The organism is Actinorectispora metalli (assembly GCF_056323685.1).
Genome location: NZ_JBREYE010000001.1, coordinates 1 through 24185, shown reverse-complemented (window position 1 = coordinate 24185; position 24185 = coordinate 1). Strand labels below are relative to the sequence as shown.

22 protein-coding genes and 1 rRNA gene are annotated in these 24185 nt (G+C 69.0%); 9 read left to right on the top strand and 14 right to left on the bottom strand.

Features of this window, described 5'->3' with window-relative positions; genetic code table 11:
* Positions 1-4 precede the first annotated feature (4 nt).
* From ACU6XJ_RS00115 to ACU6XJ_RS00075, 9 genes are read right to left on the bottom strand one after another with little or no spacing between them, the layout of a single operon-like run.
* The gene (locus ACU6XJ_RS00115) at positions 5-1138 is read right to left on the bottom strand and encodes an acyl-CoA dehydrogenase family protein (RefSeq protein ID WP_476305443.1); all 1134 of its coding nucleotides are present in this window, start codon (positions 1136-1138) and stop codon (positions 5-7) included.
* Complete coding sequence (locus ACU6XJ_RS00110) at positions 1135-1548, bottom strand: RidA family protein (protein WP_476305441.1); 414 nt, start codon at positions 1546-1548, stop codon at positions 1135-1137. The genes ACU6XJ_RS00115 and ACU6XJ_RS00110 overlap by 4 nt, the downstream gene beginning before the upstream one ends.
* Positions 1545-2372, bottom strand: a complete 828-nt coding sequence (locus ACU6XJ_RS00105) for an enoyl-CoA hydratase family protein (RefSeq protein WP_476305439.1) — start codon at positions 2370-2372, stop codon at positions 1545-1547. The genes ACU6XJ_RS00110 and ACU6XJ_RS00105 overlap by 4 nt, the downstream gene beginning before the upstream one ends.
* Complete coding sequence (locus tag ACU6XJ_RS00100; protein WP_476305437.1) at positions 2369-3106, bottom strand: SDR family NAD(P)-dependent oxidoreductase; 738 nt, start codon at positions 3104-3106, stop codon at positions 2369-2371. The genes ACU6XJ_RS00105 and ACU6XJ_RS00100 overlap by 4 nt, the downstream gene beginning before the upstream one ends.
* Complete coding sequence (locus ACU6XJ_RS00095; protein WP_476305435.1) at positions 3103-4260, bottom strand: acyl-CoA dehydrogenase family protein; 1158 nt, start codon at positions 4258-4260, stop codon at positions 3103-3105. The genes ACU6XJ_RS00100 and ACU6XJ_RS00095 overlap by 4 nt, the downstream gene beginning before the upstream one ends.
* Positions 4257-5786 (bottom strand): benzoate-CoA ligase family protein, encoded by a 1530-nt coding sequence (locus ACU6XJ_RS00090; RefSeq protein ID WP_476305434.1) that lies wholly within the window; start codon positions 5784-5786, stop codon positions 4257-4259. Before ACU6XJ_RS00090 ends, ACU6XJ_RS00095 begins: the two co-directional genes overlap by 4 nt.
* Positions 5773-6522 carry a creatininase family protein gene (locus ACU6XJ_RS00085; protein ID WP_476305432.1) on the bottom strand — a complete coding sequence of 250 codons (750 nt, stop codon included), beginning with the start codon at positions 6520-6522 and terminating at the stop codon, positions 5773-5775. The genes ACU6XJ_RS00090 and ACU6XJ_RS00085 overlap by 14 nt, the downstream gene beginning before the upstream one ends.
* Positions 6519-8813, bottom strand: coding sequence for an FAD-dependent monooxygenase (locus tag ACU6XJ_RS00080; RefSeq protein ID WP_476305430.1), 2295 nt, complete (start codon positions 8811-8813; stop codon positions 6519-6521). Before ACU6XJ_RS00080 ends, ACU6XJ_RS00085 begins: the two co-directional genes overlap by 4 nt.
* Complete coding sequence (locus tag ACU6XJ_RS00075) at positions 8810-9649, bottom strand: LLM class flavin-dependent oxidoreductase (RefSeq protein WP_476305427.1); 840 nt, start codon at positions 9647-9649, stop codon at positions 8810-8812. The genes ACU6XJ_RS00080 and ACU6XJ_RS00075 overlap by 4 nt, the downstream gene beginning before the upstream one ends.
* A gap of 72 nt (positions 9650-9721) precedes the next feature.
* Here ACU6XJ_RS00075 and ACU6XJ_RS00070 point away from each other — a divergent pair, with 72 nt between their 5' ends.
* Genes ACU6XJ_RS00070 through ACU6XJ_RS00060 form a run of 3 tightly spaced genes read left to right on the top strand, consistent with a single transcriptional unit; the run spans position 9722 to position 12515 of the window.
* Positions 9722-10528 (top strand): PaaX family transcriptional regulator, encoded by an 807-nt coding sequence (locus ACU6XJ_RS00070; RefSeq protein WP_476305424.1) that lies wholly within the window; start codon positions 9722-9724, stop codon positions 10526-10528.
* The gene (locus ACU6XJ_RS00065; RefSeq protein WP_476305421.1) at positions 10525-11316 is read left to right on the top strand and encodes a tryptophan 2,3-dioxygenase; all 792 of its coding nucleotides are present in this window, start codon (positions 10525-10527) and stop codon (positions 11314-11316) included. Before ACU6XJ_RS00070 ends, ACU6XJ_RS00065 begins: the two co-directional genes overlap by 4 nt.
* Positions 11313-12515: an aminotransferase class V-fold PLP-dependent enzyme gene (locus ACU6XJ_RS00060; RefSeq protein ID WP_476305418.1), complete on the top strand. Its 1203-nt coding sequence runs from the start codon at positions 11313-11315 to the stop codon at positions 12513-12515. The genes ACU6XJ_RS00065 and ACU6XJ_RS00060 overlap by 4 nt, the downstream gene beginning before the upstream one ends.
* A gap of 281 nt (positions 12516-12796) precedes the next feature.
* Here the strand turns inward: ACU6XJ_RS00060 and ACU6XJ_RS00055 are convergent, their stop codons facing one another.
* Positions 12797-14221 (bottom strand): aldehyde dehydrogenase family protein, encoded by a 1425-nt coding sequence (locus ACU6XJ_RS00055; protein ID WP_476305416.1) that lies wholly within the window; start codon positions 14219-14221, stop codon positions 12797-12799.
* Between the two features lie 41 nt (positions 14222-14262).
* Positions 14263-15219, bottom strand: coding sequence for an AraC-like ligand-binding domain-containing protein (locus ACU6XJ_RS00050; RefSeq protein WP_476305414.1), 957 nt, complete (start codon positions 15217-15219; stop codon positions 14263-14265).
* 104 nt (positions 15220-15323) lie between these two features.
* Here ACU6XJ_RS00050 and hpaD point away from each other — a divergent pair, with 104 nt between their 5' ends.
* Genes hpaD through hpaE form a run of 3 tightly spaced genes read left to right on the top strand, consistent with a single transcriptional unit; the run spans position 15324 to position 18549 of the window.
* The gene (gene hpaD / locus ACU6XJ_RS00045) at positions 15324-16184 is read left to right on the top strand and encodes a 3,4-dihydroxyphenylacetate 2,3-dioxygenase (RefSeq protein WP_476305412.1); all 861 of its coding nucleotides are present in this window, start codon (positions 15324-15326) and stop codon (positions 16182-16184) included.
* On the top strand, positions 16181-17095 hold the full coding sequence (gene dapA / locus ACU6XJ_RS00040) for a 4-hydroxy-tetrahydrodipicolinate synthase (RefSeq protein WP_476305411.1): 915 nt from the start codon (positions 16181-16183) through the stop codon (positions 17093-17095). Before hpaD ends, dapA begins: the two co-directional genes overlap by 4 nt.
* A complete protein-coding gene (gene hpaE, locus ACU6XJ_RS00035) occupies positions 17092-18549 on the top strand; it encodes a 5-carboxymethyl-2-hydroxymuconate semialdehyde dehydrogenase (protein WP_476305409.1) in 1458 nt (485 codons plus the stop codon). The genes dapA and hpaE overlap by 4 nt, the downstream gene beginning before the upstream one ends.
* A gap of 43 nt (positions 18550-18592) precedes the next feature.
* Here the strand turns inward: hpaE and ACU6XJ_RS00030 are convergent, their stop codons facing one another.
* Both ACU6XJ_RS00030 and ACU6XJ_RS00025 read right to left on the bottom strand, forming a co-directional pair.
* Positions 18593-19345: an SDR family oxidoreductase gene (locus ACU6XJ_RS00030; RefSeq protein ID WP_476305407.1), complete on the bottom strand. Its 753-nt coding sequence runs from the start codon at positions 19343-19345 to the stop codon at positions 18593-18595.
* Positions 19342-20226 (bottom strand): NAD(P)-dependent oxidoreductase, encoded by an 885-nt coding sequence (locus ACU6XJ_RS00025; RefSeq protein ID WP_476305405.1) that lies wholly within the window; start codon positions 20224-20226, stop codon positions 19342-19344. The genes ACU6XJ_RS00030 and ACU6XJ_RS00025 overlap by 4 nt, the downstream gene beginning before the upstream one ends.
* Before the next feature lie 83 nt (positions 20227-20309).
* Between ACU6XJ_RS00025 and ACU6XJ_RS00020 the strand changes: the two genes are divergently transcribed.
* A complete protein-coding gene (locus ACU6XJ_RS00020; protein ID WP_476305403.1) occupies positions 20310-20702 on the top strand; it encodes a winged helix-turn-helix transcriptional regulator in 393 nt (130 codons plus the stop codon).
* A 104-nt stretch (positions 20703-20806) separates the two neighbouring features.
* Here ACU6XJ_RS00020 and ACU6XJ_RS00015 read toward each other — a convergent pair whose 3' ends face one another.
* Entirely contained in the window at positions 20807-22291 is a 1485-nt protein-coding gene (locus ACU6XJ_RS00015) for a tannase/feruloyl esterase family alpha/beta hydrolase (RefSeq protein ID WP_476305401.1), read from the bottom strand.
* Between the two features lie 86 nt (positions 22292-22377).
* Between ACU6XJ_RS00015 and tyrS the strand changes: the two genes are divergently transcribed.
* Both tyrS and ACU6XJ_RS00005 read left to right on the top strand, forming a co-directional pair.
* On the top strand, positions 22378-23652 hold the full coding sequence (tyrS, locus tag ACU6XJ_RS00010) for a tyrosine--tRNA ligase (protein ID WP_476305399.1): 1275 nt from the start codon (positions 22378-22380) through the stop codon (positions 23650-23652).
* 451 nt (positions 23653-24103) lie between these two features.
* Positions 24104-24185: ribosomal RNA gene (locus ACU6XJ_RS00005) — 16S ribosomal RNA — on the top strand; the annotation flags it as partial.

Sequence of the window (24185 nt, the reverse complement as noted above, 5' to 3'; positions counted from 1 at the left end):
CAGATCATTTTCCGGTGAACAGCCTGCGGGCGATGATCTCGCGTTGGATCTCCGACGCTCCCTCGTAGATGCGTGGCGCCCTGACCTCCCGGTACAGGTGCTCCAGCAGGTGACCTTCCTCCAAGGCGCGTCCACCGTGCACCTGGATCGCGACGTCCACAGCCTGCTGCGCGGTTTCGGTGGCCAGCAGCTTCGCCATCGCCGACAGGTGCGCGATGTCCGTGCCGCCTTCGTCGTAGGCGGTCGCCGCGCTGTGCACCAGCAGCCGCGCGGCCTGCACGCGGGTCGCGACGTCGGCGAGTTGGTGTGACACGCCCTGGAATTCGCTGAGTGTCTTGCCGAACGCGCGTCGGTTCGCGGCGTGCTCGATGGCGGCGTCCAGGGCTGCCTGGGCCATGCCGATCGCGAACGCGCCGACGCTGGGCCGGAACAGGTTCAGGGTGTTCATGGCGAGTTCCCAGCCCTGGTCGACCTCGCCGAGCACGTGTTCCGTGGGCACGTGCACCTGGTCGAAGCGCAGCCTGCCGATCGGGTGCGGCGACAGCATGCGCAGGGACTCCCCGCTCACCCCGGCGCTGTCGCCGGGCACGAGGAAGCCGGTGATGCCGCGCGAGCGGGCGCCCTGGGTGGTGCGGGCGAACACCGAGTACACCTGCGCCTCGGGGGCGTTGGAGATGTAGACCTTTTCGCCGCTGAGCCGGTAACCGTCGCCGTCCCGGTCGGCCCGCAGCGTCAACGCGCCCGCGTCCGAGCCCGCATCCGGCTCGGTCAACGCGAACCCGACGATGGCCTCACCGGAGGAGATGCGCGGTATCCATTCGCGGACGATCTCCTGGCGGGCGCCGCGGAAGATCGGGTAGCCACCCAGCCCCTGCAACGCCAGCGCGGTTTCGGCTTCGGTGCAGAACCGCGCGAGGCCTTCCCTGAGCAGACAGAGGTCCACGGCGGACACCCCGTCGGTGCCGAACACCTTGCCCAGCAGGCCGTTGTCGGCCAGCGCCCGAACCAGCTCCCGGTTGACCCGGCCCGGGGTGCCCTGGGCGGCGATCTCGGTGAGCTCGCGGCCCAGCCGCAGGACCTCCGCGAGGAACTCGGCCTTCTCCACGGGCAGGTGGGCGTACCGGGTGGGGTCGGTCATGTCGTCTCCCCTGGCAGCACCGCGACGCCGACCAACTCGATCACCGCCTCCTCATCGAACAACTCCCGCACACCCAGCAGCGCGACCGCCGGGTAGTGCCTGCCGAAGTGGCGGCGCCAGGCCGGTCCGAGTTCCTTCAATGCCGCCTTGTAGGCGGGCACATCGGTCACGTAGATGATCAGCGACACCAGGTGCGAGGGTTCCGCGCCCGCCGCCCGCAATGCGGTGACCACATTGCCCGCGGCGACGTCGAACTGCTCCGCCACCGTCTCGCCGACGATCTTGCCGTCCGGTCCCTGCGCGGTCTGCCCGCCAAGGTGCACGGTGGTGCCGGGGGCGGCAACCACAGCGTGGGCGAAGCCGACCGGTTCGGCCAGCTCGGGTGCGGTCACGATCCGGTGCACGCTCATCGACCCCTCCACTGTGGACTCCGCCCCTCGGTCCAGGCCCGGTAGAACTCGGCGTGGTCCTCGCTGGTCATCAGCAGCGCCTGCGTCATCGCCTCCAGCTCCACCGCGCTGCCCAGGTCCATGTCCAGTTCGCGGGTGAGCAGAACCTTGGTCGCCGAGTACGCCGCGGCCGGGCCGTCGGCGAGCCTGCGCGCCAGCGCGTCCACGGTGCCCGCCAGTTCCTCGTCGTCGACGACGGTGGTGGCCAACCCGATCGCGTCGGCCCGGTTGGCGGTCACCTTGTCGCCCAGCATGAGCAGTTCGGTGGCGCGGCCGAGCCCGACGATGCGGGGCAGCAGGTACGCCGAGCCCATATCCGCGCCCGCGAGTCCGACCCTGGTGAAAAGGAACGCGAACGAGGCCGAGCGGGCGAGTACCCGAAAGTCGGAGGCCAGCGCGAGCACCGAACCGGCGCCCGCCGCGACCCCGTTGATCGCGGCGATCACCGGCAGCGGGCACTCGCGGAGCGCCTTCACGACGCCGCCGGTCATGCGGGTGAACTCCAGAAGCTGGGTGAAGCTGAACTTCTGCAGTTCGCCGATGATCTCGTTGACGTCGCCGCCGGAGCAGAAGCCGCGGCCCTGACCGGCGATCACCAGCACCTTCGCGTCGCCGCGGTGCGGTAGTTCGGCCAGCAGGTCCCGCAGGTCGGCGTAGGCGTCGAAGGTCAGCGCGTTCAGCTTGTCCGGCCGGGTCAACGTCACGCGCGCGACGCCGTCGGCGATGGCCAGGTCGAAATGCTTCCACTGCGAGGTGAACGCGGCGGAGGCCCGGAACGGGCTCATGACTGGATACCTCCTCCGTCCAGAACCAGGGTCTGCCCGTTGATCGCGGCGGCTTCCGGCGCGGCGAGGAACGCCACCGCGAAGGCCACCTCCTCGGGTTCCAGCAGCCGCCCCAGCGGGACGGTCGCGACCAGGGATTTCACGATGTCCTCCTGGGTGCGGCCGGACAGGCCGCTGATGCGGGTCACGTTGTGCTCGGTCATCTCGGTGCGGATGAACGTGGGGCACACCGCGTTCGCGGTGATCCCGCTGCCGCCGACCTCGGCGGCGACGGTCCGCATGAGGCCGACCGCCGCGTGTTTGGCCGCGGAGTAGGCGGAGGTGCGGGGGACACCGATCCGGGCGGCGGTGGAGGCCACCGTCACGATGCGCCCGGAGTCGCGTTCCCGCATGCCCGGCAGTACTGCGCGCGTGCACAGGAACGCACCGGTCGCGTTGACCTCGAACATCCGCCGCCACACGTCAAGGTCGGTCTTCTCGACCGCCGCGCTCGTCGACACGCCCGCGTTGTTGACCAGCACCTCCACCGGTCCCAGCCGCTGGAACAGGGCGTTCACCGCGTCCTCGTCGGTGACATCGCAGACCTCGGTGGCGCAGCCCGTCGCGTCGGCGACGTCCCGCAGCGCCTCGGTGTCCCGGCCCACCGCGACCACCCGGTCGTCCTTGGCGAAGCGCTCCACAATGGACCGTCCGACGCCGCGGCTGCCGCCGGTGACCACCACGAGCCTGCTCATGTGAACGCCTTCAGCCCGGTGATGACGTGCCCGAGGACCAGCGTGTGCACCTCGCTGGTGCCCTCGTAGGTCAGCACCGACTCCAGGTTGTTGGCGTGCCGCAGCACGGGGTATTCGCCGCTGATCCCGTTGGCGCCCAGGATGGTGCGGGCTTCCCGTGCGATGGCGATGGCCTCCCGCACGTTGTTGAGCTTGCCGAAGCTGACCTGTTCGGGCAGCAGTGTTCCCGCGTCCTTGAGCCTGCCGAGTCGGAGGGCGACCAGCGCCGCCTTGTTGAGTTCCAGCGCCATGTTCACCAGCTTCTGCTGGGTGAGCTGGAAGGAGCCGATGGGCTTGCCGAACTGCTCGCGTGATTGGGCGTAGGCCACCGCGGTCTCCAGGCAGGACCGCGCGGCGCCCACCGCGCCCCAGATGATCCCGAACCTCGCCTCGCTCAGGCAAGACAGCGGGCCGCGCAGGCCGGTGACGCCCGGCAGCACCGCGTCGGCGGGCAGCCGCACGTCCTCGAACACCAGCTCCGAGGTGACCGAGGCGCGCATCGACAGTTTGTTCTTGATGTCCCGCGTGGAGAACCCGGGGGTGCCCTTCGGCACGAGGAATCCGCGCACGCCGTCCTCGGTCCGCGCCCACACCACCGCGACGTCGGCGATCCCGCCGTTGGTGATCCACATCTTGGCGCCGTTGAGCACCCAGTCGGGGCCGTCGTTCCTGGCGTTGGTGCGCATGCTGCCCGGGTCGCTGCCGGAGTCCGGTTCGGTCAGCCCGAAGCAGCCGATCAGCTCGCCCGCCGCCATGCCAGGCAGCCACCGCTGCTTCTGCTCCTCGGAGCCGTACTTCCAGATGGGGAACATGGCCAGCGAGCCCTGCACGGAGACGAAGCTGCGCAGCCCGCTGTCGCCCGCCTCCAACTCCCGGCACGCCACCCCGTAGGCGACGGCGCTGGTGCCCGCGCAGCCGTAGCCGTCCAGGTGCATGCCGAGCACGCCGAGCTTGCCGAGTTCGGTCGCCAGCTCGCGGGGGAAGGTGCCCGCCTCGTACCAGCCCTCGATGCCCGGCAGGATCCGGTCGCCGACGAACTGGCGCACGGTCGAGGCGATCAGCCGTTCCTCGTCGCCGAGCAGGTCCTCGATGCCGAGCAGGTCGGCAGGGTTCATGATTCCTCCTGGGTGCGCAACGCCTTCCGGTCGAGCTTGCCCGAAGCGGTCTTCGGCAGCTCATCGAGGAAACGCACGTCACGCGGGTACTTGTGCGGCGACAGCCTGCTCCGCACGAACTCCTGGAGCGCCTCGGCGGATTTCTCGGCGCCGTCACGCACCACGACGAACGCGCGGGGTCTCGTCAGTCCGTCCTCGGTGTAGCCGACGACCGCGCAGTCCAGCACGTCGGGATGGGAGAGCAGGCAGTTCTCGATCTCGGCGGGCGCGATCCACTGCCCGCCGACCTTGAGCATCTCGTCGGCGCGGCCGCGGTAGGAGAAGAAGCCGTCGGCGTCCACCGTGAACAGGTCGCCGCTGCGCACGGTGTCCCCGTGGAAGGTCTCCGCGGTCTTCTCCGGTGCGTCGAAGTAGCCCAGTGCCGCGGTTTTACCGGTGACTTCCAGGACACCGGTCTCACCTACCGGCACCGGCCTGCGGTCGGCGTCGGTCACCTCGGCCCGGTAACCCGGCACGACCTGTCCCAGGCTGCCCACGCGTGCCGATCCGGGGCGGTTGGAGACGTAGATGTGGTAGGCCTCCGAGGACCCGATCCCGTCGAGGACCTCCACGCCGAAGGTGTCCAGCCAACGTTGATGCAGTGGAGCGGGCAGTGCTTCGCCTGCTGAGGTGCACAGTCGCAGGCAGCTCAGGTCAGCCTCGGGGCGGGCCTCGATCATCTTGCGCATCATCGTCGGCACGTTCACCAGGACTGTCGGCCGATGGTTGCCGATCAGCTCGAACAACGCCTCGGCGGTGGTCCGCTCGGGGAACACGATTCCCGCGGCGCCGACCCCGAACGGGAACAACGCGGCGAGGTCCCGCGAGTAGCCGAAGAACAGCTTCGGCACCGGCAGGATCACGTCGTCCGGCTGGAGGTCCAGCACGCCGCGGGCGTACCAGTGGAAGCTGAGCAGGGGACTGCGCGTCGTGTGCACGCAGGCCTTCGGCTTCCCGGTGCTGCCCGTGGTGAACTTCCAGATCGCCGGATCGTCCTTGGTGGTCTTCGCGGTTTCCGCCGTGTCCGGTGCCTGTGCCACCAGGGAGTCGAAGCTGCGCTCGTTGGGCTGGAGGTCTTCCTCGCCCACCACCAGCCGCGGCCCGGACGGCGCGGCGGTCCGCATCCGCTCCAGCGTCACGCCGTCCACGACGGTCAACGCGGCACCGGTGTAGCCGAGGTAGTAGGCGAAGTCGGCGGCTTGGAGGTAGGTGTAGACCTCGGCGGTGATCGCGCCGATCTTCTGCGCCGCGTACCAGGTGGCGACGAATTCGAGGCCGTCGGGCAACGCGATCAGCACCCGTTGGCCCCGGCGGACCCCCAGCTCCAGCAACACGTTGGCGACGCGGTTGACCTGCTGTGCCAGTTCCGCATAGGTGACGTTGCGGTCGCCGAGGATCAGCGCCGTGCGCTCGCCGTGGATGAGGTTGCGGTCGACGAAGTGGTCGGTGACGTTGAAGAAGCGCGGTATGTCCTCATAGGTCAGCATTGGCCACCTCGCGGATCACCTCGACGAGCAACTCGGTCAGCACCGTGAACGTCGCGTGCCCCTCCTCGGCGGTGGCCTGGGCGGGTGTTCCGCAGTAGCCCTGCGTCATGCCCATGTCGGTGAATCGGGTGTGGCCGCCGCGGATCGCGGCGACGAGGTCCACCGGGACGGCGGGCAGTTCGCGCATGCGGGGCGCGTCGACGAGTTCGGGTCGGTCCGCGAGCACCATCGAGGTCTCGTACTGGCCGCCGTGGCAGGCGCCGGACCGGAATTCCTCGGTCAGGCGCTCGGCTGCTTTGCACCGCAACACATCGAGGTATCCGACGCCTGGCTCCGTCGCGACCTGGCGCAGCACCGCGACGTGCGCGGGTTCGAAGTGGTTGTTGACGATCACCACTCTGCCCAGGCCCTGCTGCTTCAGGGCGCCGCACACGTCGGTCACCAGGGCGCGCAGGGTGTCGGCGGTGACGGAGATGCCGCCTGCGAATCCTTCGGCGAAGCAGGTGACGCCGTAGGGGATCTCCGGGAGTATCAGCGCCCTGACGGTCGGATCGTCGGCGAGTTGCCGGGCGGCTCGGAGACAGACGCCGCGGGAGATGATCGGGTCGGTGTCCAGCGGGGCGTGCGGGCCGTGCGGCTCGATCGCGCCGACCGGCAGCAGCAACACGGTCCGCTGGTCCTGGGTGATCAGGTCGGCGACCTGGAGCGAGGTCAGTTCGGCGAAGTAGAGGCTCATCCGCCCACCACCCGGCTGGCGGCGGGGGGCTGTTCTATCAGGCACAGGTCGGCTCGCCCCGCGGCGAGCACCGTGTTGGCCTGGTCCACTGTGGTCAGGTAGCCACCCACCATTGTGGACACTCCGGTTTCGCTGCGGACACGGTCGGACAGTTCGGTCAGGTATCCCGCGCGGTAGCGAGGTCCTTCGTTCGCGGTGCTGTGGCCCGCTTGGATGTGGATCAGGTCGACACCGTGCTCGGCCAGCGCTCGTGCCGCGGCGACGCCGTCGTCGACCCGCAGCCCGCGGGGGTTCCAGTCCGCGACGGTGAGCCGGACGGAGAGCACCCGGTCCGCGGGCCACACCTCCCGCACGGCGGCGAGCACCTCCAGCGGGAACCGCAGCGGGTCGGCGTAGTTGTCGCGGCGGCGGTTGCTCAGGGGGGAGAGGAAGCCTGCAACCAGGTATCCGTGGGCGAAATCCAGCTCCAGACCGTCGAATCCGGCGTCGAGTGCCGTTCTGGCGGACCGCGCGAAGTCCCCTGCCACGCCTGCCAGCTGTTCGGCGGTCGCTTCGGCGGGTTTTTGGCTGAGGGGGCCGTACTTGATGGGGGACGCCGCGATCAGCGGCCACGCATCGTCGGCGCGCAGCGGCAGGTCGATGCCTTCCCACGGCGGTCGGGTCGCGCCGCGCCGTCCCGCGTGGCCGAGGCGCAGCACGATCGCGGCTTGCCTGGCATGCGCGTCGTTCACCCAATTTCGCAGTGTGGCAACGACATCACGGGTCGGCGCGTCGGCTTCGCCGTCAGGATCGGCGCCCTTTTTGGAGCCCGCGGCGTCGTCTCTCGCGACGAGACAGCCGGGATGAATCCGCCCCTGCTCGGACACGGCGACGAACTCGGTCACTACCAGACCCGCATCCCGAGCCAGCGCCCCATAGTCCACTTCACCGGCGTGTTGTCCACAACCGCCCCGGTTATCCACAACTTCCGCTTTCCGACTTTGCGCAGTTTTGATGCTCGATAGGCTGACGAGGGGTCGCCCCCCTGGGAGGGCGGGGGCTGTGTCCAGTGGGGAATCGCCGATCCGGATCGCGTTGGGGCTGGGGGAGCGGGCGATGCGGTTGCGGAGGGGCAGGGTGGCGATGGTGGTGGGGGTGAAGGCCGGTGGGGGAGCGAAGGGGGCGTCGCTGCCCGCGAACCAGGCGTCGAGTTCGCGGCCGAAGTCCGGGTCGCGGGCGGACAGGTTCGCGTGGGTTACGCGGCCGCTGCGGGTGAGCAGGTTCGCCGCGAACTGAAGAGGCTCCAGGTCCACGTGGTGGCGGACGCGTTCGAAGTAGCCCGCGCTGTCGGCGGCGGCCTGCTGGAAGCGCTCCACCATGGGCTGGCGTTCCAACTCGTACTCGACCAGCGCCGCCGTCACCGGGCCGTGCTTCTGGATCGCCCTCGCCAACGCGACCGAGTCCTCCATGGCGAGTTTCGTGCCGGAGCCGATCGAGAAGTGCGCCGTGTGCGCGGCGTCGCCGACCAGCACGATGTTGCCAGCATGCCAGCTTGCGTTGCGCACCTGTGGGAACGTCGTCCACAGCGAACGGTTCGACAGCAGCCGGTGACCACCCAACTCATCGGCGAACAGCTTCTCGCAGAACGCCGTTCCCGCCTGCTCGTCCATGGTGTCCAGCCCGGCGCCCCGCCAGGTCTCCTCGGGACATTCCACGATGAACGTGCTCAGCCGCTCGTCGAACGGATACGAGTGCACCTGGAACAACCCGAACTCGGTCGCGCGGAAGATGAACGTGAACGCGTCGAACACCTTCTCGGTGCCGTACCAGATGTACTTGCAGCCCTGCGGCCGCACCGACGTCTCGAACCCGCCCGCCGACCGCACCTGGCTGTTCACCCCGTCGGCCGCCACCAGCAGATCGCACTCGGCCGCCAACGCCACCGGATCGGCGATCTCGGTGTGGAAACGCAGATCCACCCCCAACTCGACGCAGCGGCGCTGCAGGATCGCGAGCAGCAACTTGCGGGAAATCGCCGAGAACGCGTTGCCACGACAGCGCACCAGTCGGTCGCGATAGCGGATGTGCACCGCGTCCCAGCGGGCGAACGTGTCGGTGATCTCCTCATACGTCGGCGGATCGGCATCCCGCAGTTCACCCAGCGTGCCCTCGGAGAACACCACACCCCAGCCGAACGTCGCGTCCGGAGCGTTGCGCTCGAACACCGTGACAGCCGCCGCCGGGTCGGCCTTGCGCAGCAGGATCGCCAGGAACAGGCCCGCCGGTCCGCCGCCGACGATCGAGACCTTCATGACGCGATCACTTCCGCCAAGCGGTCCAGCTGATCCACCGCGGACACCGTGGGCAGCAGGATCAGCTCGTCGCAACCCTCCTCGGCGTAGCCGCGGATGAAGTCCCTCACCGCGCGCGGGCTGGTGAGGTTGCCCGCCGCGATCTTCTCGGCGAACGGGCCGGTGAACGCGTAGTAGTCGCGCAGGTAGTCGGTGCCCGCCGCCGCGGCCTCCTCGCCGCCCAACGCGAAGTAGCCCTGACCCCACAGCACCGGGCTGCCCGACCTGCCCAGGTCGCTCCAGGCCGCGCGGGCCTTGGTCGCCGCGGACGCGAACGCCCTCGGCGGCCCGCCGCCGTGCGCATAGCCGTCGGTGTAGCGCGCCATCCGTGTGAACGCCTGCCCGCTCAGACCGCCGACCAGCAGTTCCATCCCTGGCTGCTCGGGGGAGATCACCGACTTCTCGGCGGCGCCGCGCAGGTAGGCCAATTGCTCGTCCAGCCGGGTACCGCGGTTGCGGTGGTCCACCCCGGCCGCGACGTAGTCATCGAGGCGGGCGCCGACCGCCAGGCCCAGGGTGAGCCGCCCGCCGGAAAGCTCGTTCACCGACTCGGCCTGCTTGGCCAGCATCGCGGTGCCGCGCAGCGGTCCGATCGCGATCATCGTCGCCAGCCTGGTCCGCTCGGTGACCGCCGCGGCCGCGGCCAGCGCCGCGAACGGCTCGATGCCGCCGTAGGCGAGCCGGTCCAACACCGCCACCGTCGAGAACGGCCCGGCGTCGGCCCGTCGTGCCCACTCCACCAGCAGCGCGCCGCTCGTGGCGGGAGTCGTATTGGGCAACCCGATACCGACCCGCATGCGAACCTCCTCACCTGCTGTTTCACAAGGTCTACACTTGACTGAGCTGAAGTGTCAACTAACATGGCCCGAGTGGCCGACACCTTCGAACCAGCCCCGCAGGACCTGGTGCTGACGCTGCTCGGCGCCTTCCTTCGGCCACGCGAGAACAATCAGGTGTGGTCCGGCGGGCTCGTCACCCTGCTGGGTGAATTCGGTTTCTCGGAGGCGGCGGCCCGCGTCGCGTTGACCCGGCTGGTCAACCGCGACCTGCTCGCCCGCGAACGCGACGGCAGGCTCGTGCACTACACACTCACCGACCGTTCGCTGGCCCTGCTCGCCGAGGGCGACGAGCGGATCTTCAACCTCGGCCGCACCACTCCGAGCCGCACGCGGTGGACCGTCCTGTGGCACTCCATCCCCGAAACCCGCCGCCAAGCGAGGGAGCGGCTGGTGCGCAGGCTGCGCTTCCTCGGCTTCGGCCCCGTGCAGGACGGCACCTGGATCGCACCCCACGACCGGGAACATGAGGTCGCCGCCCTGCTGTCCGAGCTGGACATCGACAAGCACGCCGGACTCTTCCTGGGCGGCCCGGCGACCGCGCTCGACTTCCATTCCTTTGTGGACAGGGTTTGGGACCTGGAGCAGCTGGACCGCAGGTACCGGGATTTCGTCGAGGAGTACTCGGACCGATCGGCGACCGAGCCGCGGCAGGCGCTGCGGCTGCGGACCCGGCTCACCCACGACTTCCGGCAGTTTCCGTTCACCGACCCCGAACTGCCCGCCGATCTCGTACCGCCCCCGCCCCACCGCGACCAGGCGGTCGCGTTGTTCCACGAGCTCTACCGCACGCTCGCCCCCGAAGCGCAGCGCTACTTCGACGAGGTGACCCGCCCGTGAAATCGCAGGATGCCGCCCTCACCTACACGTCCTACCTGGCGCTGGACGAGGTGCTTTCCGCCCAACGGCCTCGGTCGGAGGAACACGACGAGCTGCTGTTCATCATCATCCACCAGGTCTACGAACTGTGGTTCAAGCAGCTTCTGCACGAACTGCGCTGGCTGCAGACCTTGTTGGAACGCGGCGATGCCACCCACGCCCTGCACACCCTGCACCGCGTCCTGAGCATCCTGAAGGTCGCCGTCGCCCAGATCGATGTGCTGGAGACCATGACCCCGCGCGAGTTCACCAGCTTCCGCGCCCGCCTCGACGCCGCCAGCGGTTTCCAGTCCGCCCAGTTCCGGGAACTGGAGTCGGTGCTCGGCCGCCGCGACCCCGGCGGCTTCTCCCACTACGCCGAGGACAGCCCCGCCCGCAAGCGCATCGAGGACGCCATGGCCCGTCCCGCGCTGTTCGACTCGTTCCTCAGCCTGCTCTCGGCGAGCGGCTACCGCGTGCCCGCCGAAGCACTCGATCGCGATGTGCGCCAACCGTATGAGCCCAGCGAAGCCGTGCAGGCGGTGCTCCTGCAGGTGTACCGCGACAACCACGTCGACGCGCAGGTGGCGGAACGTTTGGTAGACATCGATGAAGGCATTCAGGAATGGCGGTACCGGCACATCAAGATGGTCGAGCGGACCATCGGCACCAAGGCAGGCACCGGCGGTTCCGCAGGCGCGGCCTATCTTCGCCAGACCCTGTTCCAGCCGATGTTCCCCGACCTGTGGGCCGTAAGGAGCCAGCTGTGACCACTGTGGACGCTCTGCGCCGTTCACCCAATGCCCTCGCCCCCCACTACTCCCGCGCCGCGGTCGCGGACAAGCTCCTGCTCACCGGCCACTCACACCAGGCGTGGCCGGACGTCGCCGTCGAAGGCCAACTCGCCGCGATCACCGACGCACTGGAGCACCTGGACCGCAAGTGGGACCGCGCCGAGGCCAAGGCCGAACAGGTCCGCGCGGGCTTCCGCCGCCTGCTCGGTGAACCCGCCGCGCAAATCGCACTCGGCGCCAGCACGCACGACCTCGTGCTCCGCTTCCTGTCCGCGGTGGACCTCCGCCGCAGGCCGCGGCTGGTCACCACCGACGGCGAGTTCCACACCCTCCGCAGGCAACTGGCCCGGCTGTCGGAGGAGGACATCGAGATCGTCCGCGTCCCCGCCGACCCGGTCGACACCCTGGCCGCGCGGATCGCGGCCAACGTCAACGACCTGACCAGCGCCGTGCTGGTGTCCTCGGTCCTGTTCGAGACCAGCCGCATCGTGACCGGCCTCGGCGCGGTCGCCGAGATCTGCCGCCGGTTCGACGTCGAACTGCTCGTCGACGCCTACCACGCCCTGGGCACCGTCCCCTTCGACATCGCCACCCAGGGCCTGGCAAGCGCGTGGATCACCGGCGGCGGCTACAAATACCTCCAACTCGGCGAGGGCAACTGCTTCCTCCGCCTGCCGGCACACGCCGACACCCTGCGCCCCGTGATCACCGGCTGGTTCGGCGAGTTCGACGCGTTGTCCGAGGACCACGACCCCGGCCGCGTCGCCTACGCCCGCGGCGCCGCCCGTTTCGCGGGCGCCACCTACGACCCGACCAGCCACTACCGAGCCGCCCGCGTCTTCGACTTCTTCACCGAGCACGACCTCACCCCGGAGTTCCTCCGCGAACTCTCCCAACACCAGATCGCCCTGCTGGCCCGCGAATTCGACGCCTTCGACGCCCCACCACAGCTCATCGACCGCGACCGAACCGCCCCACTGAGCGACTTCGGCGGTTTCCTCGCACTCCGCTCACCGCAAGCCGCCACCATCCAACGCGCCCTGGCCGACCGCGGCGTCCGCACCGACAGCCGCGGCGACCACCTCCGCCTAGGCCCCGCTCCCTACCTCAGCGACGACCAACTGACGGACTCCATCCACCACCTGGGCGAAGTCCTCAAAACCCTTCCGACGTAGCGACGTGCGCCCTATACACGACCCCACCCAAACCCCGTTGAGAAACGACACCCACCTCGGCGTGTTGTCCACAGCACCCAGCGCTATCCACAGATCGTCCAATCCCGCTTTCGCCCGCCGATCTTGGGCAATAGGCTGACCGAGGGCCGTCCCCCCGGGCGGGCGGGGGATTGTTGGGTAGCGCCGATGGCGGATGCCCGTGACACGAGCTTGTCCCAGTTTCGGCCTCTGACCCTGCTGTGATGGGGCGGCCCAAGACGGACGGGTCTGGGGGGCGGTGCTCAGCCGTGGTGGACCCAGATGCCCTTGACCTCCGTGTAGGCGTCCAGGGCATACGGGCCCATCTCGCGGCCCCAGCCGCTGGCCTTGAAGCCGCCCCACGGAGCGGCCGGGTCGGGGACGGGCAGCATGTTGACGAACACCGCGCCCGCCCGGATATCGGCGGCAAGCCGGTGCGCGGTGCCCAGGTCCGACGTCCAGATCGAGGCCGCAAGACCGTACTGGGAGTCGTTGGCGCGAGCCGGAATCTCCTCGAGATCGTCATAGGTCAGCACCGACAGCACCGGACCGAAGATCTCCTCGCGGGCGATCGCCATCTCATCGGTGACCTCCGAGAACACCGTCGGCTGATAAAAGAAACCAGGCGAGTCCACGGCCGCCCCACCGGTCAACAGCGTCGCCCCCGCGGAAACCCCCTGGCGCACATACGAATCGATCCGCTCCAACTGCTCCCCGCTGACCACCGGCCCCAGCTGCGTCTCCGGGTCAAGACCCGAACCCAGCCGCAGTCCCGCCGCCGCCGACGCCAGCTTTGACGTGAACTCCTCCGCGCGACGGCGATCCACATAGAACCGCGAGTACGCCGCACACACCTGCCCGCTGTTCAGCAGCGCCCCACCGACCCCGCCCTCCACAGCGGCGTCGACGTCGGCGGAAGCGGTGACGATCGTCGGTGTCTTGCCGCCCAACTCCAACGTCACGCGCTTCAAACTCGGCGCCGACGCGGCGACGATCTCGCGCCCGACCTCGGTGGAACCGGTGAACGACACCTTGTCCACATCGGAATGCCGCACCAGCGCCCGACCCACCGCAGGCCCACCCGTCAACACGTTGACCACCCCCGCGGGCACCCCCGCCTCCGCACACAGCGCGGCGAGCCGCAACGCGGTCAGCGGAGTCTGCTCAGCGGGCTTCAGCACCGCGGTGTTACCGCAGGCCAACGCGGGCGCGAGCTTCCACGACATGATCATCAGCGGGAAGTTCCACGGCGCGATCAACGCGCACACCCCGACCGGCTCCCGCCGCGTGTAGTGCAGGGTGCCCGGACGGGAGATCGGCGAGACCGCCCCTTCGAGCTTGGTGCACCAGCCCGCGAAGTAGCGGAAATGCTCTGCCGCCGCGGCCACGCTCACGTTGCGGGCCACCGCGAGCGGCTGCCCCTGGTCGCGGGTCTCCAGCTCGGCAAGCCCGGCCGCGTCCCGTTCGATCAGGTCGGCGATACGCCACAGGATGCGGGCCCGCTCAGCGGGCAGCACCGCGGACCAGCCGGGCAGCGCGGCCCTGGCCGCCGCGACCGCGTCATCGACCGCCCGCGCACCGGATTCGACGCAGCGGGCGATGACCGACCCGTCGGCCGGGTCGACGACCTCGAAAAGCTCCGTACCCGGCAGCCACTCGCCGCCGACAAAAATCGCCTCGTCGCGCATGGCACCAGCATCCACCGCGCCCCGACGAACAGGCTTGGACCTCAGCGCATGGGCGTTGTTGTGTGCTGCACGCGGTACTCGCTGGGCGTCAGCCCGAACTCCGCCTTGAACGCGCGACTGAAATACGCCGCGTCCAGCAAACCCCAGCGCGCCGCGATCGCGCCGATCGGCAGGTCACGCTGCCCAGGATCGGACAGGTCGCGCCCGCACTGCTCCAACCGCCGCTGACGCACATACCCGCCGACCGTGTCACCCGTCTCGCTGAAAAGCTTGTACAAGTACCGCGTCGAAATGTGGTGCGCCGCCGCGATATCCGCCGGGCACAGCGCCGGATCGTCCAAACGCGACTCCACAAACGACTTGATCCGCAGCAGCAACGTGTTGTGGGCGTTCTCCGCGGGCACATCCAGCGAATCCGCGAACACCGTGCCGAGCAGGTCGAGCACATTGCGGGCGACCCGCATGCTGCCCACCACCGACGGATCGTCCAGCCGCGCGGCCAACGTCATCAAAAACGAGCTGACCAGCCCACTCACGCCCGCGTCCGCACCGAACCTGGTCGCGGTCAACCGCGCCACCTGCCCGCCGGGCACCGGCAGCAATTCGCGGGGAAACATCAACACCAGCGTCGCGGACACCCCGTCGAAAGCCAGCGTGTACGGGCGGGTCGTGTCGTAGATCGCGAAGTCGCCCGGCGCCAACCGCGCCTGGCGGCTGTCCTGGGCGAGCACGGCCGAACCCCGCAGTTGCAGGCCCAACTTGTAGAACTCGCCCGCCGAGCGCGAGATCATCCGGCGGGTGCGGCGCACCGTGTGCGCGTCCGCGGTCGCCTCGAACACCCGCAGGTTGCCCAACCGCTCGCCGCGCAGCCTGCCGCGGAACGCCGAACGGCGCTCCGCACTGGCCTCCAGCGGCACAAAGGTCTGGGACACCGCGCAGTGCCACAGGTCGAACTGCTGCGCCGCGGGCACCCCGGTCGTGCTGACCAGCTGCGTCATCCCCGGCTCCCGTCATGCACTCGGCGACAAGCACCGTGCGGCCACGTACAAGGAATCATATGTGATCCGGTACATGATTCGACCAGCTCGCAGGAGGGAGAAGCATGGGTGAGCTGGTCCTCGCCGCCAAGGTCACGCACGTCCCGTCCATCTGGCTGTCCCTCCAACCCGGCAAGCACCACGGCATCCGCCGCTTCGCCGAGGAGGGCTTGGTCGAGGTCGGCCGTCGGGCCCGCGACCGCGGCGCCGACACCTTCCTCGTCGCCGACGCGCACTGGCTCAACAGCATGGGCTTCCACCTCAACGCCAAGGCCAGGCACACCGGCACCTACGCCTCCCACGAACTGCCGCACTTCATCGCCGACCTCCCCTACGACTACCCCGGCTGCCCGGAACTCGCCAGGCTGATCGGCGAGGAGATCAGCGGAGGCGGCCAGAAGTCGCTGGTCCACGACGTCCGCGACCTCGGCCTCGAGTACGCCACTCTCATCCCGATGCACCTGATGAACCGCGAGAACCCGCTGGCCGTGGTGCCCATCGGCTGCAACGAGAACTCCACCATCGAGGAGAACCGCCGCGTCGGTGAGGCCATCGCCCGCGCCGTCGCCCGCAGCGACCGCCGGGTGGCGTTTCTGGCGAGCGGCTCGCTGTCGCACCAGTTTCCGGCCAACGAGGTCGCCGAGAACCACCTCAACACGATCAGCGACCCCTTCAACGAACAGGTGGACCGGCACGTGTTGGACCTGTGGGCCACCGGACGCATCGCCGAGTTCCTGGCGATGCTGCCCGCCTACAAAGAACGCTGCCACGGCGAAGGCGCGATGGCCGACACCGCGATGCTGTTCGGGATGCTCGGCTGGGACTCCTACACCGGCCGCGGCGAACAGCTGTGCCGGTACTTCCCGAGCAGCGGCACCGGCCAGGTCATCGTGGACTTCCCGATCACCGGAAAGGCGCCCGCATGAGGTTCCGCAGCGACCCGGCCCGCATCCGCGGCTCGCTCGCGCCGCTGGTCACCCCGTTCACCGCCGACGGCGCACTCGACACTGAAAGCCTGTGCAGGCTCGTGTGCCGACAGCTGCACGAGGGCTCGCACGGCATCTCCATCGGCGGGTCCACCGGCGAGCCCAGTGCACAGACCGTGGCCGAACGCATCGAGGCGATGTCGGTGGTGGCAGCCGAGATCGGCGACCAGGTGCCGTTCGCACCGGGCACCGGCTCGGCGAAACTGGACGAGACGCTGGAACTCACCGCCGCCGCCCGCGACCTCGGCGCCGACCTGGCGCTGGTCATCACACCCTATTACGCCCGCCCCACCCAGGACGGCCTGTTCCAGTGGTACTCGACGGTGGCCGCCGAGTTTCCCGACCTGCCGATCGCGATCTACAACGTGCCCTCCCGCACCGCCGTCGACATCGACCCGGCCACGGTCGCCAAGCTGCGGCGCAACCACGACAACCTGGTCGGCATCAAGGAGACCACCAAGGACTTCGAGCACTTCTCCCACGTGCTGCACGCCTGCGGGCGCGACTTCCTGATGTGGTCGGGCATCGAACTGCTGTGCCTGCCGCTGCTGGCCATCGGCGGCGCGGGCTTCGTCAGCGCCGCAGCCAACCTTGCCCCGCGCGCCGTCGCCCAGCTTTACGAGCACCACATCGCGGGCAGACGAGAGGAAGCCATCGACCTGCACTACCGGCTGCACCCGCTGGTGGAACTGCTGTTCGTGGAAACCAACCCGACACCCGCCAAACACGTCCTCGCCGACCGCGGGCTGCTGGCCTCCGCCCACGTCCGGCCACCGCTGACCCCGCTCACCGCGCACGGCACGCGCCGCGTCACCGAACTCCGCGCCGAGATCGAGGATCTGCTCACGTGATCAAGCACTACATCGACGGCCGCGAAGTACCCAGCGCGGACGGTGCCTGCTTCGACGTGCTGGAACCCGCGGGCAACACGGTCTACACCCAGGCGTCCGCCGGAACCGCCGTCGACATCGACCGCGCCGTCGCGGCGGCCCGGCGGGCTTTCACCGAAGGCCCGTGGCCAGGTTTGCGTGCCCGGCAGCGCGCGGGCGTGCTCAACCGCATCGCCGACGGCATCGAGGCCCGCGCCGACCGGCTGGCCGAACTGGAATGCCTCGACACCGGCCTGCCCGTCACCCAGGCCCGCGGCCAAGCCCACCGGGCCGCGGAGAACTTCCGGTTCTTCGCCGACGTCATCGTGGCCATGCACGAGCAGACCTACCACGTCGGCGACGTCCAGCTGAACTACGTGATCCGCCAACCCGCCGGGGTCGCGGGCCTCATCACGCCGTGGAACACACCGTTCATGCTGGAAACCTGGAAGCTCGCACCCAGCCTCGCCGCCGGCTGCACCGTGGTGCTCAAACCCGCCGAGTGGTCGCCGCTGTCGGCGAGCCTGCTGCCGGAGATCATGGCCGAGGCGGGCGTGCCCGACGGCGTGGTCAACATCGTGCACGGCATCGGCGAGACCGCGGGCGCCGCGCTGGTCGCCCACCCCGACGTCCCTCGCATCTCCTTCACCGGCGAAAGCGGCACCGGCCAGGTCATCATGCGCGCGGCCGCGACCCACCTCAAAGAGCTGTCCATGGAACTGGGCGGCAAATCGCCGTGCCTGGTGTTCGCCGACGCCGACCTGGACCGCGCGCTGGACGCCGCGGTGTTCGGCGTGTTCTCCCTCAACGGCGAACGCTGCACCGCAAGCTCCCGCGTCCTGGTCGAACGCGCCGCCTACGCCGACTTCGTGACGGCGCTCGCGGCCAGGGCGCGGGCCACCAGAGTCGGACCACCCGACGACCCCGCCACCGAGGTCGGTGCCCTCATCCACCCCGACCACCACGCCCGAGTCATGGACTACGTCGCCATCGGCAAGCGCGAAGCCCGCCTGGTCGCGGGCGGCGACCGACCCGACCACCTGCCCGCGGGCAACTTCCTGTCGCCCACCGTGTTCGCCGACGTCGAACCGCGGCACCGAATCTTCCAGGAGGAGATCTTCGGCCCCGTCGTCACGGTCACCCCCTTCGACACCGAGGACGAGGCCGTCGCATTGGCCAACGCGACCCGCTACGGCCTGGCCGGATACGTGTGGACGCGCGACGTGTCCCGCGCACACCGCGTCGCGCGGGCCGTGCAGTCGGGAATGCTGTGGATCAACTCCCACAACGTCCGCGACCTGCGCACACCCTTCGGCGGCATCAAAGCCAGCGGCGTCGGCCGCGAGGGCGGGGAGCACAGCATCGACTTCTACACCGACCGGCGCATCGTGCACCTCGCCGTCGGCGACCTGCGGGCCCCGCGTTTCGGCACGTGAAAGACCGTGAGTGGCGAGAACTCGCCACTCACGGTCATGTTCCCTACGGTGCGGTGATCTTCTGCCCGAGGCCGCCGTCCACCGCGAGCTTGGTCGCCGTGGTGAAGGTGGCGTCGAAGGCCAGGAACAACGCCGCGGCGGCGACCTCCTCCGCCGTGCCGTGGCGGCCCAGCGGGGTGATCTCGTCGCCCAGTTTGGAGAACTCGGCCTTCAACTCCTCGGTCGCGTCGATGCCCATGCTGGGTGTCTTGATGAAGCCCGGTGACACCGCGTTCACCCTGATCCGACGCGGCAGCAACTCCGCGGCGAAACCCTGCGTCATCGACCACAGGGCGGCCTTCGTCGCCGAGTAGACGACCATGCCTGGGGTGCCGCCGTCGTCCGCGCCGGAACTGGTGAACACGATCGACCCGCCGTCCACGATCAGCGGCGCCAACCGCTGCACCGTGAAGAACGCACCCTTGGTGTTGACGGCGAAATGCCGGTCGTAGGACGCCTCGGACACCTCGGCGTAGGGCTCCAACTTGGCGTAGCCGTGGTTGACGAACAATGCGTCCACGCCACCCAGCCGCCGCTCGACCTGTCCCGCCAGGTCCGCGATGTCACCAAGGTCGGCCACATCGGAGCGGACCACGTGAACCTCGGCGCCGAGTTCGTTCCGCGCCGCCGCCAGGTTCTGCTCGTTGCGGCCGGTCAGCAGCACCGCGGCGCCGCCCTTGAGCAGAGCCCGCACCATCGCCAGCCCCATACCGTGGGTGCCGCCGATGACCACGGCTCGCTTGCCCGCGTAGCTCATGCCGTGGCCTCGATCCGCATGAACTCCACCAGCCTGCCGATATCGTCCTGCCCATGGCCCGCGGCGATCGCCCGGTCCAGCAGCCCCTTCAGGTAATCCAGCGGAGCGGTGTCCACGCCGCGGCTGCGGAAGGTATGGATCAGGTGGGCGACCCCCGAGGCCTGCATGTCGATCGCCGCGTCCTTCGCGGCGTGATCGTCCTCGTCGATCTGCCGGGCGTAGTCCCCCAGGAACCCTCCCAGCGTCGTCAGCATGCCGGTCGCGAACGGAAGGAACTCCGTCGCGGAGATGCCCTCCGCCCGCAGCAGCGCGAACGCCTGGAAGATCCCGACCGCCGTCGAGTACATGGTGCCCAGCATCGCCGTGTCGTACAGCGAGGCCAGCCCGGCGTCCGGGCCGAGGAACGTCGTCGCGCCGCCCAGCGTTTCCAGCACTTCCCGATTGGCGTCGAAGATCTGCCGCGACCCGCTGTAGAGCAGCAGCGTGTCCTGTTTACCGATGTCGCCCGGCGTGACCATGATCTTGCCGTCGAGGTACCGCGCGCCACGGGCGGTGATGCGGTCCTGGAGTTCACGGGCCTGCTCGGGAGTGCCCGTGGTGAGGTTGACGATGGTCCGGCCCGCCAGGTCCACCGCCTCCACAGTGGACTCGACGGCGGCGTAGTCGAGTACGCAGACGACAGTCACGGCGCTTGCCGCGATCGCCTCGGCGGGAGTCGCGGCCCTGGTCGCGCCGCGCGCGGCCAGCGCCTCGGCCTTGTTGGGAGACCGGTTCCAGACGGTGGTCGGGTAACCGGCTTTGAGGAACGCGTCGGCCAGCGCGGTGCCCATGAGGCCGAGTCCCAGCACGGTGACCGGGGTTTGGGTGTTTGAACTTTCCACACCCGAAATGCTCGCGGCCCGCTTTACGATCGACAAGTACCCACTATAAAGTGCGGTACTTACCCAAAAGTAAGTGAGGGATGATGGGACAGGCGACGCCCTACTCCTGCGGCCTCGATGCCGCGGTGGACGTGATCGGCGGCAAGTGGAAGGTGCTCATCCTCTGGGCTCTGCACGGCGAAAGCCGCCGCTTCGGCGAGCTCAAGCGGATGCTGCCGGGCGTCAGCGAAAAGATGCTGGTGCAACAGCTTCGCGAGTTGGAGGCCGACGAGATCGTGCACCGCGAGATCTACCGCGAGGTCCCGCCCAAGGTCGAGTACTCCCTGACCGACCTCGGCGACTCCCTCATCGAAGCGCTCGAACCACTCGGCGAATGGGGAGAGATGCACATGACCAGGCTCGAAGCCATCCACGCTCGCCGCAGCTCCCGCGTCTGCCCTCCCGAGGTCGCGGAAATTGTCAGGGCCCAGGTGTAACGGGTCTCGTCAGCCGAGGTGGACCCGTCGGGGCGCCTTCGCGGCCAGCCGGCCTCCGCCGGGCCCGGCCGATGCGAATGGCCGTCGATCAACGACCACCTGTACTACCGGTACAGGCCCTCGCCCAGCCACGAGATCTTGTCCGCCGCCGTGGTCCGCGACGGCGACACGGTGTCCGTTGCGACCAGCCTGCCGCCCTCGTCGTAGCGCCGCGTCTCCAGCCGCTCCGGCGCCGCACCCCGCTCCACCCAGTTCACCAACCCGCTGAACAGGTCGAACCGCGGCTGGCCCGGCGCGGCGCTCTCGCAGTGGCCAAGGCCCGGGATCATGAACAGCCGCGTCGAGTCCGCGCCGCCCGCCTCCACCAGCCGCTGGAAGTAGTCGACGGTGCCCGCGGGCGGAATCGCCGGGTCGGCCCAGCCATGCCACAGAATCAGCTTGCCGCCGCGGGCCCGAAACCTCGCCAGGTCCACGCTCATCGCGTTGCCATCGCGGTTGGCCACCAGCCGCTCGAAACCGGCCGCGTCGAAGGCCCACGACCCGACCGCCGCGGACTGCCCCGACGGAAACGCCAGATTCCGCAAATAACTGTCGGCGGCCTCGCCTGCCACACCGCGGCCGACCACCCAATCCGCCCACTGCAACTCCGAACCCAGCGGCTGACCACCGGGGTAGAGCCGCCGCCCGTGCTCGTCCACCGGCCCGCCGTACAGCCGCCGCGCCGCGGCCACCTGCTCCGCCGACAGACATTCCGAAGTGCCCGAACCACACAGCAGCGAGCCGGGATCGAAGGAACACCGCCGCGGATCCTCCAATGAGCCGCACACCGCCAGCACCGCGCTGTGCAGCACCGGCAGCACAGACGGGGTCAGGATCTGCGCACCCGCGGCCGAGGTGTTGGCCCGCGCCAGCCAGGTCTGGTACTCGCCGAGCAGCGGCGCCCACAGGTGGGCGGGCGCACCGGCCAGCACGCCGTCGAACTCCTCCGGATACCGCTGCGCCACCAGCAGCGCCTCCCGGCCGCCGCCGGAGCACCCCGCGAAGTAGGAGGTGAACGGCGCGCGACCGTAGAACGCGGCGGTGATCGACTTGGCGGCCGCCGCCAGCAGTTGGGGCGATCGGAAGTTGAAGTTGTCGCGGGCCCGCTGGTCGGCCGCGGCCCAACCGCCCTCGAAGGTCCGCTCGGTGCGGTGACCGGTGTCGGTCGCCGCGACCACGAAATCGCCCGGCGGGACGCCCTCGCATACCGGGAACGTGGTCGGCGCGGTCCGACCGCAGAACCCGCCGCAGCCGTACTGCAGGTACCTCCCGCGCCACTCCCTAATAGGAAGGCCCACGGTGAAGCCGACGGAGCCCTCGATCAGCCCCGACACCTCGCAGTGCTCCGGTGACCCGACGGCCGCGGGGCGCAGGTCCGCCGAGGAGACGGCGGCGGCGCCGAACTCCTGGCCGCGCAGGGAGCCGCAATCCCGGACCGGCGCGAACGGCCCGGTCGGCGCGGCGTCCACCGTGGTGTTGTCCGGGATCGCCTGCACCACCGCGAGCAGCAACAACAGCGTCAGCCCCGCATGCAGCGCCCACCGGTGCACCGGCAACCCCCAGTCGGAAAGTGAACGACAACCTTAAGACGAGCCACCGACCATATTGGTTGACCTGTGCGGAAAGATTGGCGACCGTGAGCGAGCACATCCTTGACGAACTGTCCTGGCGCGGCCTGATCGCGCAGTCCACCGATCTCGACGCCCTGCGTCGCGACCTGGACGCCGGTCCGCTCACCCTCTACGCCGGATTCGACCCCACCGCGCCCAGCCTGCACGCCGGGCACCTCATCCCGCTGCTCGGCCTGCGCCGGTTCCAGCAGGCCGGGCACCGGCCCATCGTGCTCGCGGGCGGCGCCACCGGCATGATCGGCGACCCACGCGAGGTGGGGGAGCGCAGCCTGCACTCCGCCGACACCGTCGCCGACTGGGCGGAGCGCATTCGGGGCCAACTTGAGCGGTTCGTCGAGTTCGACGGCTCGCCCACCGGCGCGCTGGTGGAGAACAACCTGAACTGGACGCGTGAGCTGTCCGCCATCGACTTCCTGCGCGACGTCGGCAAGCACTTCTCCATCAACGTCATGCTCGCCCGTGAGACGGTGAAGCGGCGGCTGGACGGTGAGGGCATGTCCTACACCGAGTTCAGCTACCTCCTCCTCCAATCCAACGACTACCTCCAGCTCTTCCGCCAATACGGCTGCAAGCTCCAGATCGGTGGCTCCGACCAGTGGGGCAACATCATCGGCGGCGTCGAGCTGGTGCGACGCGTCGAGAGCGCGAGCGTGCACGCCATGACGGTCCCGCTGGTCACCGACTCCGAAGGCCGCAAGTTCGGCAAGTCCACCGGCGGCGGCAACGTCTGGCTCGACCCGGAGTTGACCTCCCCGTACGCCTGGTACCAGTACTTCATCAACGTGGGCGACGTCGACGCGCTGAAGTACCTGCGGATGTTCACGTTCCTGGACCGCGAGGAGCTCACCGCGCTGGAGGCGGAGACCGCGGAGAAACCGCAGCTGCGCGCCGCGCAGCGCAGGCTGGCCCAGGAACTGACCACGTTGGTGCACGGCGCCGAGGAGACCACCAAGGTGGAGACGGCCAGCCAGGCGCTGTTCGGCCGCGGTGAGCTCAAATCGCTTGACGAGCGGACCCTCGATGCCGCCCTCGCCGAGGCACCCACCGGGAAGCTGGCACTGCCCGACGGGCCGACCATCGTGGATCTGCTGGTCGCGGCCGGTTTGGCGGCCAGCAAGGGAGCAGCCAGGCGGACCGTCACGGAGGGCGGCGCCTACGTGAACAACAGCAAGATCGTGGATGAATCGTGGCAGCCCTCTGTCGAAGACCTGCTGCACAACAGGTGGCTTGTGCTTCGGCGTGGCAAGCGTCACACTGCGGGGGTAGAGTTGACCCACTAACGTGGGTGGCAGTCCGACGTGGGCCGCTGACCTGCGGTTTCCACTGCGTCGGGTAGCTGTGGGCGCGATTTGACTTTGGGTTCGCAGCGGCGTAACTTTCTACCTGTCAGCGCGGCACGGACACGGAAGCGAAAGCCTCCGGAGGACGCCAAGCGCAGACGGGGACACGAACCAAGCTCCTGACCAGCAGGTTGGTAGAGTGGGTGCCCCCGGTGAAGAGCCGAGAATCTGCCTCTGGTAGAGTTTCAACTCGCACCGAAGACCAAAAACTTTAGGTCTGAGCATAACGAAGCCCCGGATCTGGCTCGCGAAAGCGATCAAGAGATGGTGTGCGTGTGTTCTTTGAGAACTCAACAGCGTGTCGATACATAGCCAGTAGAGCTTGTATTTTTGAACCCCATGTGGGTTCCTTTGAGAAATTATTGCTAGATGATTTCTCTCCTTACATTCATTGTTGGAGAGTTTGATCCTGGCTCAGGACGAACGCTGGCGGCGTGCTTAACACATGCAAGTCGAGCGGTAAGGCCCTTCGG

Coding starts and splice junctions, on each gene's coding strand:
- ACU6XJ_RS00115 (WP_476305443.1), bottom strand. CDS start 1,138: ATGACCGACCCCACCCGGTACGCCCACCTGCCCGTGGAGAAGGCCGAG.
- ACU6XJ_RS00110 (WP_476305441.1), bottom strand. CDS start 1,548: ATGAGCGTGCACCGGATCGTGACCGCACCCGAGCTGGCCGAACCGGTC.
- ACU6XJ_RS00105 (WP_476305439.1), bottom strand. CDS start 2,372: ATGAGCCCGTTCCGGGCCTCCGCCGCGTTCACCTCGCAGTGGAAGCAT.
- ACU6XJ_RS00100 (WP_476305437.1), bottom strand. CDS start 3,106: ATGAGCAGGCTCGTGGTGGTCACCGGCGGCAGCCGCGGCGTCGGACGG.
- ACU6XJ_RS00095 (WP_476305435.1), bottom strand. CDS start 4,260: ATGAACCCTGCCGACCTGCTCGGCATCGAGGACCTGCTCGGCGACGAG.
- ACU6XJ_RS00090 (WP_476305434.1), bottom strand. CDS start 5,786: ATGCTGACCTATGAGGACATACCGCGCTTCTTCAACGTCACCGACCAC.
- ACU6XJ_RS00085 (WP_476305432.1), bottom strand. CDS start 6,522: ATGAGCCTCTACTTCGCCGAACTGACCTCGCTCCAGGTCGCCGACCTG.
- ACU6XJ_RS00080 (WP_476305430.1), bottom strand. CDS start 8,813: ATGAAGGTCTCGATCGTCGGCGGCGGACCGGCGGGCCTGTTCCTGGCG.
- ACU6XJ_RS00075 (WP_476305427.1), bottom strand. CDS start 9,649: ATGCGGGTCGGTATCGGGTTGCCCAATACGACTCCCGCCACGAGCGGC.
- ACU6XJ_RS00055 (WP_476305416.1), bottom strand. CDS start 14,221: ATGCGCGACGAGGCGATTTTTGTCGGCGGCGAGTGGCTGCCGGGTACG.
- ACU6XJ_RS00050 (WP_476305414.1), bottom strand. CDS start 15,219: ATGACGCAGCTGGTCAGCACGACCGGGGTGCCCGCGGCGCAGCAGTTC.
- hpaD (WP_476305412.1), top strand. CDS start 15,324: ATGGGTGAGCTGGTCCTCGCCGCCAAGGTCACGCACGTCCCGTCCATC.
- dapA (WP_476305411.1), top strand. CDS start 16,181: ATGAGGTTCCGCAGCGACCCGGCCCGCATCCGCGGCTCGCTCGCGCCG.
- ACU6XJ_RS00030 (WP_476305407.1), bottom strand. CDS start 19,345: ATGAGCTACGCGGGCAAGCGAGCCGTGGTCATCGGCGGCACCCACGGT.
- ACU6XJ_RS00020 (WP_476305403.1), top strand. CDS start 20,310: ATGGGACAGGCGACGCCCTACTCCTGCGGCCTCGATGCCGCGGTGGAC.